The 14,355-nt window shown below is 59.9% G+C and carries 13 protein-coding genes; 7 read left to right on the top strand and 6 right to left on the bottom strand.

The window, feature by feature from the left end; all coding sequences use genetic code 11:
* The first annotated feature begins 107 nt into the window (after positions 1-107).
* On the top strand, positions 108-1,322 hold the full coding sequence (gene serB / locus CKW23_RS05995) for a phosphoserine phosphatase SerB (RefSeq protein ID WP_025258282.1): 1,215 nt from the start codon (positions 108-110) through the stop codon (positions 1,320-1,322).
* A gap of 48 nt (positions 1,323-1,370) precedes the next feature.
* On the opposite strand, the gene CKW23_RS05990 is transcribed toward serB, so the two are convergent.
* The 4 genes from CKW23_RS05990 to CKW23_RS05975 all read right to left on the bottom strand — a co-directional run bounded on the left by CKW23_RS05990 (position 1,371) and on the right by CKW23_RS05975 (position 6,722).
* A complete protein-coding gene (locus CKW23_RS05990) occupies positions 1,371-3,155 on the bottom strand; it encodes a hypothetical protein (protein ID WP_025258283.1) in 1,785 nt (594 codons plus the stop codon).
* A gap of 259 nt (positions 3,156-3,414) precedes the next feature.
* Entirely contained in the window at positions 3,415-4,278 is an 864-nt protein-coding gene (asd, locus tag CKW23_RS05985) for an archaetidylserine decarboxylase (protein WP_095067234.1), read from the bottom strand.
* Positions 4,279-4,326: 48 nt separating this feature from the next.
* On the bottom strand, positions 4,327-5,142 hold the full coding sequence (locus tag CKW23_RS05980) for a rhodanese-like domain-containing protein (RefSeq protein ID WP_025258285.1): 816 nt from the start codon (positions 5,140-5,142) through the stop codon (positions 4,327-4,329).
* A gap of 44 nt (positions 5,143-5,186) precedes the next feature.
* Complete coding sequence (locus CKW23_RS05975; RefSeq protein WP_025258286.1) at positions 5,187-6,722, bottom strand: HDOD domain-containing protein; 1,536 nt, start codon at positions 6,720-6,722, stop codon at positions 5,187-5,189.
* A 200-nt stretch (positions 6,723-6,922) separates the two neighbouring features.
* Here CKW23_RS05975 and motA point away from each other — a divergent pair, with 200 nt between their 5' ends.
* Together motA and motB are read left to right on the top strand one after the other, a co-directional pair.
* Positions 6,923-7,774, top strand: a complete 852-nt coding sequence (gene motA / locus CKW23_RS05970) for a flagellar motor stator protein MotA (RefSeq protein ID WP_025258287.1) — start codon at positions 6,923-6,925, stop codon at positions 7,772-7,774.
* A 3-nt stretch (positions 7,775-7,777) separates the two neighbouring features.
* A complete protein-coding gene (gene motB, locus CKW23_RS05965; protein WP_025258288.1) occupies positions 7,778-8,794 on the top strand; it encodes a flagellar motor protein MotB in 1,017 nt (338 codons plus the stop codon).
* Positions 8,795-8,849: 55 nt separating this feature from the next.
* On the opposite strand, the gene rsgA is transcribed toward motB, so the two are convergent.
* Positions 8,850-9,881, bottom strand: coding sequence for a small ribosomal subunit biogenesis GTPase RsgA (rsgA, locus tag CKW23_RS05960; protein WP_025258289.1), 1,032 nt, complete (start codon positions 9,879-9,881; stop codon positions 8,850-8,852).
* A 107-nt stretch (positions 9,882-9,988) separates the two neighbouring features.
* Here rsgA and orn point away from each other — a divergent pair, with 107 nt between their 5' ends.
* Positions 9,989-10,522 (top strand): oligoribonuclease, encoded by a 534-nt coding sequence (gene orn, locus CKW23_RS05955; protein ID WP_025258290.1) that lies wholly within the window; start codon positions 9,989-9,991, stop codon positions 10,520-10,522.
* A 99-nt stretch (positions 10,523-10,621) separates the two neighbouring features.
* Positions 10,622-11,233: a trimeric intracellular cation channel family protein gene (locus CKW23_RS05950; protein ID WP_025258291.1), complete on the top strand. Its 612-nt coding sequence runs from the start codon at positions 10,622-10,624 to the stop codon at positions 11,231-11,233.
* 21 nt (positions 11,234-11,254) lie between these two features.
* On the opposite strand, the gene queG is transcribed toward CKW23_RS05950, so the two are convergent.
* The gene (gene queG / locus CKW23_RS05945; protein WP_038399739.1) at positions 11,255-12,334 is read right to left on the bottom strand and encodes a tRNA epoxyqueuosine(34) reductase QueG; all 1,080 of its coding nucleotides are present in this window, start codon (positions 12,332-12,334) and stop codon (positions 11,255-11,257) included.
* 63 nt (positions 12,335-12,397) lie between these two features.
* Here queG and CKW23_RS05940 point away from each other — a divergent pair, with 63 nt between their 5' ends.
* Complete coding sequence (locus CKW23_RS05940; RefSeq protein ID WP_025258292.1) at positions 12,398-13,894, top strand: bifunctional ADP-dependent NAD(P)H-hydrate dehydratase/NAD(P)H-hydrate epimerase; 1,497 nt, start codon at positions 12,398-12,400, stop codon at positions 13,892-13,894.
* A complete protein-coding gene (tsaE, locus tag CKW23_RS05935; RefSeq protein WP_025262626.1) occupies positions 13,882-14,352 on the top strand; it encodes a tRNA (adenosine(37)-N6)-threonylcarbamoyltransferase complex ATPase subunit type 1 TsaE in 471 nt (156 codons plus the stop codon). Before CKW23_RS05940 ends, tsaE begins: the two co-directional genes overlap by 13 nt.
* Positions 14,353-14,355 lie beyond the last annotated feature (3 nt).

Raw genomic sequence — 14,355 nt, 5'->3', positions numbered from 1 at the left:
GTTGCGCGCAGTATAACGACCGTCCCAGTAGCGGCAAAGCGCTGGCTGTGCCCGACGGTCACAGAAAGTGGTTAGAATGCGGTTTTTTTCCACTGCTGGGGTGTGCCTTGCGCGAAATCGTCCTGATTAACATCACTGGTGTCGACCGTCCGGGTCTCACTGCGGCCATCACCGGTGTTCTTGCCCAGGGTGGCGTGAACATCCTCGATATTGGTCAGGCGGTGATTCACGACACCTTGTCGTTCGGCATCCTGGTCGAAATTCCGGATACCGAACAGGGCTCTTCCGTCCTCAAGGACATCCTGTTCACAGCCTACAAGCTCGATCAGCAGGTGCGTTTCACTGCGGTGTCCGAAGAGGATTATCAGCAATGGGTCGACGGGCAAGGCAAGGCACGGCATATCGTGACCCTGCTGACCCGCAAGGTCACGGCCGAGCAATTGCAGTGTGTCAGTTCTATCACCGCAAAATACGGCCTTAATATCGACCATATAGATCGTCTGTCCGGGCGCATGCCCCTCGACACGCCAGCCGACAAGGGCAAAGGCTGCATCGAGTTCTCCGTGCGCGGCGAGCCTGCGGATCCGAAGGCCATGCAGGCCGAATTCCTCAGCGTGGCCCAGGAGCTGAACGTCGATATTGCGTTCCAGCAGGATTCGCTGTTCCGTCGTAACCGCCGTCTGGCCGTGTTCGACATGGATTCGACCCTGATCGAAGCCGAAGTCATCGATGAGCTGGCCAAGGCGGCCGGCGTCGGTGAGCAGGTTTCGGAAATCACCGAGCGCGCCATGCGTGGCGAACTGGATTTCCGCGCCAGCTTCAAGGAGCGTCTGTCGCTGCTCAAAGGGCTGGATGTGAAGGTGCTGGATGAAATCGGTGCTTCCCTGCGCCTGACCGAAGGTGCTGAAACCCTGTTTGCCGAACTCAAGCGCCTGGGCTACAAGACCGCGATCCTCTCCGGCGGCTTCACTTACTTTGCCAAGCAGTTGCAGGCGAAGCTGGGCATCGACTATGTGTTCGCCAACGAGCTGGAAGTGGTCGACGGCAAAGTGACCGGTGTTGCAGTCGAGCCGATTGTCGATGCTCAACGCAAGGCCGATCTGCTGCGTGAGCTGGCGAACAAGGAAGGTTTGAGTCTGGAGCAGACTATCGCGGTGGGCGATGGCGCCAATGACTTGCCGATGCTGGCGATTGCCGGTCTTGGGGTCGCGTTCCGCGCCAAGCCACTGGTGAAGCAGTCTGCAAAACAGGCGATTTCGACACTGGGTCTGGACGGGGTTCTGTACCTGCTGGGCTTCCGGGACCGCGAGGGGCGCGGCTGACACGCCTGGTCTGTGTAGCTGTCGCAATCCTCTGAAGGCTTGCGGCGGCTACAGTGAACTCCACAACGAATCGAATTCCTGCCCCGGCTTCGGCTTTTCACTTTCCGTGGCCTTGGGCGCATCGTAGATCTTGTACTCGAACTGGTTGTAGCTGGCGCTGCTGATGTGCCGGTTGCTCAGCGCTGCCCGGCGTTCTTCGCCATTGACGTTGATCATGACCTGGCTGTTTTCCTGAAAGGGCAGGCGCGGGGCGAGCACGGTCGGTGGCTTGCCCATGGCGCGGACTTCCGGAAGCATCAGGGTGCGCAGGTACTGGCTGTTCTGCCCTTCACGTATCAATTGCATGCCACAGGGCTGCGCGAATGGGGCGATCAGTTCGATGCCCATCTGGGTGCCGCCGCTGCGCACCTGTCTGACCCAGCGCACGATGGCGATGCTCCAGCCCTGACCGGCGTCATCCTGAATACCCACCAGTTCACCGGCCTGTAATTGTGGCGGGACCTCTTTGGGCCACGCCAGACAATAGCCGCCGGGGCTGTGGTTGACGATATTCAGTTCAAAGGTCGCAAAGATGTTCTGGGCGTTGGAAGCCGACTCGTTGTCGCCATCGGCGGACTGGTATTCGATTTCCTCGAAAGGCAGCAAGACCGACGAGGTATTGCCGCGATGGGTATCGAAGGCGTTGGACCACGGGTCGTCGGTAGTGTCGTTGACCACCTTGAGGCTGAAATCCGCCACGCTGCTCGCGGCCGGCAGCAGTAACTGCTCGGTGAAGGACTTTTGGCCGCCGACGTAATAGTGCAGGGCGCTCATGCCGATGCACAGTTTGAGCGTGCCCTGGCCCGCAGTGCGCTGAAAGGTTCGTTCGGCCACATCGCCCCAGGCTGCTGCCAGATGTTGCAGCAGGTCGGTGGTGGTACGAGGCGGGACCAGTAATCTGGACTGCGAGCGCTGATCGGCGGGCAGTTCCAGGTATTTATTGAGGGCGTCGGCCAGTGCCAGGGAGTTGATCCCCAGCAGCTTGGGCAACTGCTCTTCGGTAAACAGCGTGCGATAAAGCGGCGGTTTGTCGGACGTGGGGTCCAGGGCAAACAGGCTGTTTTCATTGGCTGGCGATTGCAGCGTGATCAGCGTGCTCCAGGCTTCCAGAGCTTCGGCCATCTTGCCGATATTCAGCTGGCGCATCTGATTGCTGCGTGAGCAACCCATCAGCAGCGCGATGGCATAGGTCTGCTCGACGCTCAGGGTGCGAGTATGGGTGCCCAGCGGCTCATTCACCGGCGTGCTGTGCAACCGGTACTGGCGGGCAATCTGATAGATGTTGTGCAGCTCAAGCCAGAGGCCATCCTGCACCGGGCAATACAATTGACTGGCGCGGATCAAGGGGCCGTTGAGTGCGTGCATGGCGCGTTGCAAGGCGGTGGTGAGCAGGGCGCCCTGTTCCTTGCTGTAGCGCGTCGCCACATTCTGGATGATCTGTTTGTAGCCGGTTGCCAGGTGGTTTTGCAGCGCCTGGCAGAGATTGGCGACCTTGCGCGGACGTTCATCGAGCACGATGGCCTGATTGAGGAAGTGCCGCTCCAGATGGCTGCAGACGAAATAGACTTCCGGGCGCAGCAGCTCCAGCAGTTGGAGGCGGTTCTCGCCGGGGGTTATCAGTTGGTTGAGTTCGGACAGCCCTTGATAGAGCTGGCGGGCCATTTCGCCGATGTTTGCTTTGGGCAGGCTGGAGATCCAGCGTTTCAGGTCGCGGGGATTGGGTTCACAGAATGACAGGCTCGACTGTGTTGGCGTGGGTGCACGCAACAACAGAGGTAAGCTCAAATTACTCATGTGACAGGCAGACTCCAGCTACTTCAAAGGCCAGAACGGTGGCTTTGATTGACGAATTTCACGCATTTTTGCAGTGAATTTATCGTGCATGCGTCAATTAAAGTGCGCTGCTTCCTACAGCACCGATAAGGCGACTTTAACAGCATCGACACGTTCTCGCAGCTTTTATGGCCTCATGCCATTACCTGTCTGCTTCCCTTGGAGCACTGGCTTGAGCACAGGTTCCTGAGTACCTGTGCATTTCAAGTCAGGAGATGTTTCAGGCCTGGGCAGGTGCTGCCATGGCTTGTCCCATTTGCACCTTGGAACCAGCGGTCAGTTCCTCGGCCCATTTAACCTGATCCGGGCCAAACAGCACGATAGCGGTGGAACCCAGCTTGAAGCGGCCCATCTCGGCGCCTTTCTCCAGGTGTATTGGTGCGCGTGCGGCTTCGTCATAGCTCACGGTTTTCAGTTCGCGCTTGGGCGGCGTGACCAGCCCGGCCCAGACGGTTTCCACCGAGGCGACGATCATGGCGCCGACCAGTACAACGGCCATCGGACCGCGCTCGGTGTCGAACAGGCAGACCACGCGCTCATTGCGGGCGAACAGCTCTGGAACGTTTTCGGCGGTGGTCTGGTTGACCGAAAAGAGACGGCCTGGCACGTAGACCATTTCGCGCAAGGTCCCGGCAAGAGGCATGTGGACGCGGTGGTAGTCCTTTGGTGACAGGTAGACAGTCGCAAACTGGCCGCCCATGAACGGAGCCGAGAGTTTTGGATCGCCGCCCAGCAGCTCGAGTGCGCTGAAGCTGTGGCCCTTGGCCTGGAAGATACGGCCGTGCTCGATAGGACCCAACTGGCTGATGGCGCCGTCGGCCGGGCACAGGATGGCGCCGGGAGTGGTGTCCAGTGGGCGTGCGTCCGGTTTCAGGGCGCGGGTGAAGAAGTCGTTGAAGTGCTCGTAGGCAGTGAGGTCTTCGACCTGGGCCTGAGACATGTCCACCTGATAGCGGCGTGCGAACCAGGCTGTGAAGGCATTCTTGAACCAGCGCACGCGGCATTCGGTAACGCAGCCCGCCAGACGGGACAGAAGATGATGTGGCAGCAGGTGCTGACTAAGGATGAACAGACGCTCTTTCATTTATATTCCTAAAGCTTGAGGGAGGAGCCGACTCGTTTGGAGCTGATGTCACTTCTCGATCGGGGTGTCCGGGTGATTGCCCCATTCACCCCATGACCCGGCGTAAGCCTTGACTCGTGGATAGCCGAGAGCCTTGGCCACCAGATAAGTGAAGCCGGAGCGGTGGTGGGTCTGGCAGTGGGTGATCACTTCCTTGTCGGGAGTGATGCCCAGGTTTTCCAGGATCTGCGGCATGTCCTGGCGGATACGCAGGTTGCGGGTCTTGTCCATGCCGGCAGTCCACTCAAAGTTGACTGCGCCAGGAATATGACCGCCTCGGGCTGCCACAACCTTTTCCCCTGAATATTCGGTCGGCCCACGTGCATCCCAGATCGCCAGATCGGCAGCACCGAGGCGCGACTGCACATATTCGCGGGTCGCGGTGGGCTCGCCATGCAGGGTGAGGGCCACAGGAGTGGTCGCAGCAGCCGGAACATCGGTGGTCAGCGGCAAGGATTGCGCTTCCCATGCCAGCACGCCGCCATCCAGATAGTGGTAGCCAGTGTGGCCGATGACATCCAGCAGCCAGATGAAACGTCCGGCCCAGCCGCCGCCTTCGTCGTCATAGACCACATAGACGGCGTCCGGATTGTGGCCGAGTTCGCTGAACAGTCTTTCGAGATCCCCATGGGCCGGCAGCAGGCCTGGCGCAGGTGGCTGGCCCAGTTGGGTACGCTTGGGATCGACGAAGCGGGCGCCGCGGATATGACCAGCCTCGTAACGGGCGCTGCTGGTCAGATCGACGAGGATCAGTTGCGGGGCGTCAAGGCGCTCAAGCAGATCTTGTGGCTCGATGACCAACGGCAAACCAGTGAAGACGGACATTTGCAGCCTCCGATAAAGGGGAAGTGCGAATTGTACGCCAGGCCTCAGGCTTTGCGTTGGCTAAAGATAGCCAGTGATCGCTCAATACATTGCGCGGTTTTTCCGAATGCCTGAACGGATATTTCCGACAATGGACCTCCACCCTGATCCGCGACCACCAGCAGCAGGACCCTGCCGTTGTTGCCCAGTGAGCGGATCAGCCAGTGCTCGCCCTTGAAGATGCCTTTCAGGGCAGCAGGCAGCAGCGCCGCAAATTGTGCATGGTTGGTGGGGGTGATGCGCAGTTGGGTTGGTTGGGTCAGCAGGCGCTGCAGGACCGTACTTTCCTTTATAGAGAATTGGAGTCCCGAAACTTCTGGTGGCAGCCCGCCGGCCAGATGCACGCGCACTACGCTGGCCGTCTTGTCCGCCATCAGCAGCATGACCCGCTCCATACCGCAGGCCACCAAAGCATCGCGAGCGGTCGTGGTCAGGTGCATGGAATTGATGAACGGCGTGGGTTCTACCAGCAATTCGGCGCACTGCTTGCGCCACTGTTGCAGGGCGTCGGCGGAGGGCGGGGGGGCGACATCGTTGTCGCGTCTGATGCGTCGGGCATCCCAGGGCCAGATCAGGGATTCGGCCGGATGCCACAAATCTGTTTCGGCATGGATGCGAGCGCTGTTGGCGGCGTTCTGGTGAGCCTGTTGCTGGACTTCCGCCAGTGGCTGTTGCAGATAAAGGCTGGCGAGCCGCTCCCAGCGCAGGCAATGCGGGCTGTTCCAAGCCTGTTGGGCCGACAGCGCCAGGCCATTGCCCAGCAGCACGGTATTGGCTGGCTGATTCAGCCAGCGACGCAGGTTCGGGTCGGCATCCATGAGTTGCTGCTGGCGCAACGGGTCTTGATCCTCACGGGCGATGTGCAGGGCCTTGACCAGCTCGCGTCGCTCGTTGATCAGCACTTTATAGCCGCGGGTGACCCAGACCGGCAGACGCCAGAACTCGGCCAGCGCCAGGCACAGCTCCAGCAGGCTGACGCCGAACAGCTCTTTCTCGACCACGCTGCTGGACTCGCCCTTGTGAATGACCCGCACTTCCCAGTCCTCCAGAAGCTTGGGGTGCGCGAGTGCCATGGGCCACAGCGGCGACAGAAACAACAGGCTGCCCAGATGGATGTCCTGCCACAGACGGGCGAGGCGACTGGCGAACAGCCCATTGGCCTGTTGCGTGGCATGCTGGCTGATAAGGATCAACTGGCGGAAAGCGGCCGGTATGTCCTTGGGGTCCTTGGCAGGCAGGCGACCGAGCAGTATTTCGGTGCGGGCCAGCCCCAGTCGGTTGATTGCAATCTCCAGGCTTTCCGCCGGTTCCACCATGCCATGGCTTTTATGGTTGGCTTCACGCAGCACGCTCAATACCAGCTCCGGGCTTTCCTGCATCATGTCGGCGATGTCGCGCAGCGAGCGGCGGCTGTCTTTCAGCGCGTCGCGAACATGATTGTGGTTCACCGAGGGGATAGGCAAGTCCACGGCGTCCAGATGCTTGATCCAGGCATCGAGGGTCTTGGGTATCGAGTGCTTCACAGAGCTTGCGGTCGACATTGGAAGGCCTTTACAGCTGATTTTTTTATGCAGCGCAGGCTGCGATTCTTCAGGGCTGGACAGCTGTTTTCAAGCCTTTGTTCTAGGGTCGAACTGGTTTTTCACAATAACTGACTATAGTCTGGACCAAGGAGGCCGATACGTAGAACAAGAGTTTCCGCACTTGCCCCTGAACCCGACTCGATAAGTATTTTCTACCTATGGCTAAAATTATCGGCATCATCGTCGTTTTCGCGAGCGTGCTCGGCGGATACGTTCTATCCCACGGCCAGGTCGCAGCGCTGTTTCAGCCCTATGAAGTGCTGATTATCGGTGGTGCAGCCCTGGGTGCATTCCTCCAGGCCAACCCTGGCTATATGACCATGCACGTCTTCAAGAAGTCCTTGCAGATGTTCGGTACGCGTTTTACTCACGCCTACTATCTGGAAGTGCTGGGTCTGGTCTACGAGATCCTCAACAAGAGCCGCCGCGAAGGCATGATGGCGATTGAAGGGGATATCGAGGAGCCGGCTTCCAGCCCGATCTTCGCCAAGTACCCTGGCGTGCTCAAGGATGCACGCATGACGGCCTATATCTGCGATTACCTGCGGATCATGTCGTCGGGCAACATGGCGCCCCATGAACTCGAAGGCCTGTTCGACATGGAGTTGTTGAGCATGAAGGAAGAGCTTGAGCATCCTTCCCACGCCGTTACCGGTATTGCCGACGGTATGCCCGGTTTCGGTATCGTGGCAGCGGTACTGGGTATCGTGATCACCATGGCTTCCCTGGGTTCCGGCGACAAGGCCGCTATCGGTATGCACGTAGGTGCGGCCCTGGTAGGTACCTTCTTCGGTATTCTGGCGGCCTACGGCTTCTTCGGCCCGCTGGCCACTTCCCTGGCTCACGATGCCAAGGAAGAGATGAACGTCTACGAATGCATCAAGGCTTCCCTGGTGGCTTCGGCTTCCGGCATGCCACCTTCACTGGCCGTGGAGTTCGGTCGCAAGGTTCTGTATCCGGCGCATCGGCCCAGCTTCAGTGAGCTGGAACAAGCGGTTCGCGGTCGTTAAGTCATGGAAAATAATCAGCCGATAATCATCAAGCGCGTAAAGCGCTTTGGTGGCGGACACCACGGTGGCGCCTGGAAGATTGCCTTTGCTGACTTTGCGACAGCGATGATGGCGTTCTTCCTGGTGCTGTGGCTGTTGTCTGCTGCCACACCCGAGCAGTTGATCGCGGTCGCAGGTTACTTCAAGGACCCGGTCGGCTTCACTGACAGTGGCTCGCCCTATGTGATCGATCTGGGCGGCTCGCCCGAGATGTCGCCTAACCAGACCCTCAACCCCGAGGTCAAGACCACGCCGTCCCCGGATACCGTGCCTATCGAGTCGGATACCTCTGAATCCAAGGCTGAGCAGGTCGAGCAGGAGCGTCTTGAGATGCTGTTGCAGGAACTGCAGAACAAGGTTGAAGAGAACCCGCAACTGCTGAAGTTCAAGGATCAGATCCTGTTCGAGATCACTCAGGATGGCCTGCGGATCCAGATCATGGACGCAGATAACCGGCCCATGTTCGACTCCGGCAGCGCCCGTCTGAAACCGTACTTCGAGGACATTCTGTTGGCCATGGCCGACACCATTCGCACGGTGCCGAACAAGACCAGCATCAGCGGCCACACCGACGCCAAACCTTATGTGGGTAGCGGTGAGTTCGGTAACTGGGAACTGTCGGCAAACCGCGCCAACGCTGCACGTCGTGCGCTGGTGGCAGGCGGTTACCCTGATTCGCAGGTCGCCCGGGTGGTCGGGTATGCTTCTTCGTCGTTGTATGACCGTGAGCATCCGTTCAATCCGGTAAACCGTCGTATCGATATCGTCGTGTTGACCAAAAAGGCCCAGCAGCGTATCGAGGGTGATCAGAATACCGGTGGTGCGCCGCAGACTCAGCCTGCTCCGGCAGCGCCAGGGGCTCCGGGAGCGTCCACTACGGTGCCGGTCGATCCGCAGGCCTATGCCCAGCCTCACGAGATTCGGCAAAAGCTGAATATCTTCGAGGAAGGCCAGTTGCGGGCTGAACCCGCCAAAAACTGAGTGATGACAACCGATACAAAAGCGCCGCGATCATCGCGGCGCTTTTGTGTGCGTTTCAGTAACTGTCTTGCGGCAGACTGGCGATGATCGAGCGATAACTGTTCATGCGCTGCTGCTGAACCCGGCCATCTTCCAGAGCCTTGAGCAAGGCACAGCCCGGTTCACGGTCATGCTTGCAGTCACGGAAGCGGCAGGTGCCGATCAGGTCGTTGAACTCGATGAAACCGGCTTCCACATCGGCACGGCTGACATGGCCCAGGCCGAATTCGCGTATACCCGGTGAGTCGATCAGGTCGCCGCCACGGGGGAAGTGGAACAGGCGGGCAGTGGTCGTGGTGTGCGTGCCCTGGCCGGACAGCTCCGACAGCGGGCCGACACGTGTCTCGACTTCCGGCAGCAGGCTGTTGACCAGCGAAGACTTGCCCACGCCCGACTGGCCCACGAATACGCTGATATGGCCATCGAGGCGGTTCTGCAACTGTTGCATGCCATCGCCATGATGTGCCGACACTTCCATGACCGGATAACCCAGTGTGCGGTACACCGCCAGCAGGGCGTTGAGCGCCGGAGCGTTCTGCTCGTCGATCAGATCGGCCTTGTTGAGCAGCAGCAACGGGTGAATGCCGGCGTGTTCGGCGGCAACCAGATAGCGGTCGATCAGGTTGGCGTGAGGCTCGGGCATCGGCGCGAAGACAATCACGATCAGGTCGACGTTGGCTGCTACCGGCTTGAGCTGGCCGCGGGTGTCCGGGCGACAGAGTTCGGTGGTGCGGGGCAGTTGCGCAACGATAACGCCAATGCCCTGGTTGCCTGCACGCCAGACCACCTGGTCGCCGGTAACCAGCGCTGGCAGGTTGGCGCGCAAGTGGCAGCGGAAAACCTGACCACGCTGTTCGCCGTCCTGGGCTTCGACTTCAACCTGCACACCGAAGTGAGCGATCACAAGCCCGGTCTGCTCGGGGCCGAGGTCGCCGCCCTCCAGGGTTTCCAGAGCCTGCGTCTCGCGTTTTGCAGCGCGGGCGGCGCGTTCGCCCTGGATCTTTTCGATGCGCCAGTTCTGGCGGCGATTGAGTTGGCGTTTGGCCATGGGTGTTCCGAGTTGATGAAGCGAATGATTGGGTCGTACATTGAATCCGGCGGAGTCTAGCACGCCGGGGTGAGCTAAACTGCGAAGCCTAGCCAAGGAGTCGTCACATGCAGAACAAGCAAAACCTGATCTGGATCGATCTGGAAATGACCGGCCTGGACCCGGACACCGATGTCATCATCGAAATGGCCACGATCATCACCGACAGTGAGCTCAATACGCTGGCCGAAGGGCCGGTGATCGCCATTCACCAGAGCGACGAAACGCTGGCCGGGATGGACGAGTGGAATACCCGTCAACATGGCGGCTCGGGCCTGACCCAGCGGGTTCGCGAAAGCACCATCAGCATGGCTGAAGCCGAGGCTCAGACCCTGGACTTCATCAAACAGTGGGTACCGGAGCGCAGCTCGCCGATCTGTGGCAACAGCATTTGCCAGGATCGCCGCTTCCTGTATCGACACATGTCGGCACTGGAAAACTATTTCCACTACCGCAACCTCGATGTTTCCACCCTCAAGGAACTGGCTGCCCGCTGGTCGCCGGAGTTGCGCTTCAAGAAAGGCAACACCCATCTTGCGCTGGACGACATTCGGGAGTCGATTGCCGAGCTGCGTTTCTACCGCGAGCATTTCATCAAGTAATGGGTTGCTGCCTGAGTGTGGCGAATAAACCTCGCCGCACTCTTTCAGTGCGTTGATCCGCTGGTTAGACTGCGCGCCTTTGTCGCAGGTGTAGTCGCCATGTTGCTGATGCTTTATCTGATTGCCATCACGGCTGAAGCCATGACGGGCGCTTTGTCTGCCGGACGTCGCGGCATGGACTGGTTCGGTGTGGTGCTGATCGCTTGTGTCACTGCGCTTGGCGGCGGTTCGGTGCGCGATGTGCTGATTGGGCATTACCCGCTGACCTGGGTCAAACACCCGGAATACCTGGTCCTGACCAGCGTAGCGGCATTGGTGACGATCTTTATCGCGCCCTTGATGCGCCATCTGCGCTCGCTGTTTCTGGTCCTTGATGCCCTGGGGTTGGTGGCTTTTACCCTCATTGGCTGCATGACTGCGCTGGAGGCCGGGCATGGCATGCTCATTTGCGCAGTATGTGGCGTTATCACCGGCGTTTTTGGCGGCATCCTTCGGGATATCTTCTGCAACGACATTCCCCTGATCTTCCGGCGCGAACTCTATGCCAGCGTGTCATTCCTGGCGGCCTGGTGTTTCCTGCTGTGCCGCTATCTGGAGCTGCCAACCGAGCAAGGCATCCTGATTACCCTCTTCGGCGGCTTCCTGCTGCGCTTGCTGGCCATCCGCTTCAAATGGGAAATGCCGAAGTTCGTCTACAAGGACGAACACTGAGCTTACTGAACGAATTCATTCCTACAGGGCGTGCTGCTTCAGCGCCCATTCCACATGCTCGCGCACCATTTCTGATGGATGGTCGCGGCGAGCTTCCAGGGCCTGGAGGACGGGGATGGTGGAGGGGGCGTTGCCCAGTCCCACTGCCAGATTGCGCAGCCAGCGCTCGTAACCGGCGCGTCGCAGTGGCGAGCCTTCGGTGCTGCTGAGGAATTTTTCTTCATTCCACATGAACAGTTCGGCCAGCCCGGCGTTGTCCAGGTTGTGGCGTGGCTGGAAGTCGCTCTGGCTTGTGGGGCGGGCGAAGCGGTTCCAGGGGCAGACGATCTGGCAGTCGTCACAGCCAAACACCCGATTGCCGATCAAGGAGCGCAGCTCTTCGGGGATCGAGGTCTTGAGTTCGATGGTCAGGTAGGAAATACAACGCCGGGCATCCAGCACGTAAGGCCCGACGAAGGCCGCGGTGGGGCAGATGTCCAGGCAGGCGGTGCAGCGTCCGCAATGTTCGGTTGCGTGCGGTGCATCTACAGGTAACGGCAAGTCCACGAACAGTTCGCCGAGAAAGAAAAAGCTGCCTGCCTTGCGATTGAGCACCAGAGTGTTTTTGCCGATCCAACCCAGCCCGGCCTGTTCGGCGATGGCCTTTTCCAGTACCGGCGCGCTGTCGACGAATGCCCTGAAGCCGAACGGCCCGATTGACTGCTGAATGCGCTCGGCCAGTTGCTGGACGCGCTTGCGAACCAGCTTGTGATAATCGCGCCCAAGGGCGTAACGCGAGACGTAGGCCTTTTCCGGTTCTGTCAGGCGCTGTGCCATTTCGGTATCGCCCGGCAGATAATCCATGCGTAATGACACGACACGCAACGTGCCCGGTACCAATTCGTCTGGATGGGAACGTTTGCTGCCATGGGCGGCCATATAGTCCATTTCGCCGTGGTAACCCGCCTCGAGCCAGCGCTCTAGGTGCTGTTCATGCTCTGCCAGATCGAGCCCTGATATGCCGACCTGTTGAAAGCCCAGCTCACGGCCCCACTCCTTGATCGATTGCGCAAGGCTGATGAGGTCATCGGAAGTTGGAAGTTCAGCAGTAATAGCAGGCATGCGCAGAGAGAAACCGGGTCCAAGGTGCGTATAATTCTGCCAGACATCGGAGCCCGGATACGCATGTTCGACACTAAACCTCATTTACCCGACGCGCTGTACAGTGCCGATCAGGTCCGGGATCTGGATTCCCGGCTGATTGCCGCAGGTACGCCGGGTCTGGAATTGATGCAGCGCGCAGCCCATGCGACTTGGCGAGCCTTGCGTCGGCAGTGGCCTCAGGCGGGTGAGTTGACGGTGCTGGCCGGGCGCGGCAACAACGCCGGGGATGGGTATCTGGTGGCGTCACTGGCACAGAAGGCCGGTTGGCGGGTAAGGGTGCTGGCGGTGGGAGATTCTGCCGCGCTGACGGGCGATGCCGCCACAGCCCATGGCGAGGCTGTTGCCACGGGTGTGGATATTCAGCCCTGGTCCGCTCAGGCGTTATCCGGAGTGGTGCTGGATGCCTTGCTGGGGACGGGCTTGAACGGCGAAGTGCGCGAGCCTTATCTGTCGGCGATCAAGGCAATCAACGCCAGTGGCTTGCCGGTTGTGGCGGTGGATATTCCGTCGGGCCTGAGTGCCGATACGGGACGAGTGCTGGGTGTCGCCGTACGTGCCGAACTGACCGTGACCTTTATCGGCCTGAAGCTTGGGCTGCTGACCGGTGATGCGGCGGATCGGGTCGGTGAGCTGGTCTTTGATGATTTGCAGGCGGATTCGAGTCTGGTCGCGCAGACGCCGGTCAGTGCGAAACGCCTGGATACATTTAACCTGCCAGCGCTGGCGTCACGTCCCAAGGCCGCTCACAAAGGGCTGTATGGGCGGGTTCTGGTGATTGGCGGCGATCATGGTTTTGGCGGTGCAGCCTTGTTGAGTGCCGAAAGCGCATTGCGTAGCGGCGCCGGCATGGTCACTCTGGCGACCCGCAGTGAGCATGTGCCTGCGGCATTGGTACGGATGCCGGAAGTCATGAGCGCGGCGATTCATTCTGCCAATCAGTTGCTGGCTTTGATCGAGCCAGCCGCTGTGCTGGTGGTCGGTCCCGGATTGGGGCAGGCGAGTTGGGGCCGCTGTCTGTTGTCGGCAGCGGCTGATGCCGGGCGACCGCAGGTCTGGGATGCCGATGCCTTGAATCAACTGGCGGGTGGCATTGTGAGTCTGCCGGTAAATAGTGTCATTACCCCGCATCCCGGTGAGGCTGCGCGGCTTCTGGGGATCAGCACCCAGGAGGTCCAGGCCGATCGCCCGTCAGCGGCGCGTGCGCTGGCCCGTAAATTCAATACCGTCTGTGTGCTCAAGGGCAGCGGCAGCCTGATTGTCGATCCCGATGGGCGCCTGGCCTTGTGTGATCGAGGCCATCCGGCCATGGCCACGGCTGGTCTGGGCGATGTGCTGGCCGGGTTGATCGGCGCGTTGCTGGCGCAACACATGACGCCATTCGATGCGGCCTGCCTCGGTGTCTGGCTGCATGCCCGCGCCGGAGAGCAGGCGGGTGCTTCAGGTCGCGGGCTGGCGGCCAGCGATACAATTCCAGCCATTCGTCAGTTATTGGAGGAGCTACAACCGTGTCTGAGTTAACGCTGCATTTGACTGGCGAAGAGGCCATGATGGGTTTTGGCTCGCGTCTGGGTCAGGTCACCCAGGGTGTCGGCGTCATTTTTCTCGAAGGTGATCTTGGGGCGGGCAAGACCACGCTTTCCCGTGGCCTGATCCGTGGGCTCGGGCATGTGGGGGCGGTCAAGAGCCCGACGTTTACCTTGGTCGAGCCCTATGAAATCGGTTCGATACGCGCCTTTCACTTTGATCTGTATCGTCTGGTGGATCCCGAGGAGCTGGAGTTCATGGGCGTGCGGGATTACTTCGATGGGGATGTGCTCTGCCTGATCGAATGGCCTCAGCGCGGCACAGGCTTTTTGCCAAAGCCCGACCTGACCATTACCATTAGGCCGCATGAGCAGGGGCGGTCTGTAACATTGAGCCCTCAAGGCTCGCGTGGCGAAACCTGGTGTGCCGCTTTGGCTTTGGAATTCAAATAGATA

Origin of the sequence: Pseudomonas sp. Irchel 3A18 (assembly GCF_900187465.1) — a bacterium.
Lineage (GTDB): Bacteria > Pseudomonadota > Gammaproteobacteria > Pseudomonadales > Pseudomonadaceae > Aquipseudomonas > Aquipseudomonas cichorii.
Note: the sequence above shows the minus strand (reverse complement) of the source record. Positions and strands in the feature narration are given on the sequence as shown.

What these genes read in the sequence shown, in the direction of transcription:
- motB (WP_025258288.1), top strand. Translation starts at nt 7,778, where the DNA reads ATGGAAAATAATCAGCCGATAATCATCAAGCGCGTAAAGCGCTTTGGT.
- CKW23_RS05940 (WP_025258292.1), top strand. Translation starts at nt 12,398, where the DNA reads ATGTTCGACACTAAACCTCATTTACCCGACGCGCTGTACAGTGCCGAT.
- CKW23_RS05975 (WP_025258286.1), bottom strand. Translation starts at nt 6,722, where the DNA reads ATGTCGACCGCAAGCTCTGTGAAGCACTCGATACCCAAGACCCTCGAT.
- queG (WP_038399739.1), bottom strand. Translation starts at nt 12,334, where the DNA reads ATGCCTGCTATTACTGCTGAACTTCCAACTTCCGATGACCTCATCAGC.
- CKW23_RS05950 (WP_025258291.1), top strand. Translation starts at nt 10,622, where the DNA reads ATGTTGCTGATGCTTTATCTGATTGCCATCACGGCTGAAGCCATGACG.
- CKW23_RS05980 (WP_025258285.1), bottom strand. Translation starts at nt 5,142, where the DNA reads ATGTCCGTCTTCACTGGTTTGCCGTTGGTCATCGAGCCACAAGATCTG.
- CKW23_RS05990 (WP_025258283.1), bottom strand. Translation starts at nt 3,155, where the DNA reads ATGAGTAATTTGAGCTTACCTCTGTTGTTGCGTGCACCCACGCCAACA.
- motA (WP_025258287.1), top strand. Translation starts at nt 6,923, where the DNA reads ATGGCTAAAATTATCGGCATCATCGTCGTTTTCGCGAGCGTGCTCGGC.
- rsgA (WP_025258289.1), bottom strand. Translation starts at nt 9,881, where the DNA reads ATGGCCAAACGCCAACTCAATCGCCGCCAGAACTGGCGCATCGAAAAG.
- orn (WP_025258290.1), top strand. Translation starts at nt 9,989, where the DNA reads ATGCAGAACAAGCAAAACCTGATCTGGATCGATCTGGAAATGACCGGC.
- asd (WP_095067234.1), bottom strand. Translation starts at nt 4,278, where the DNA reads ATGAAAGAGCGTCTGTTCATCCTTAGTCAGCACCTGCTGCCACATCAT.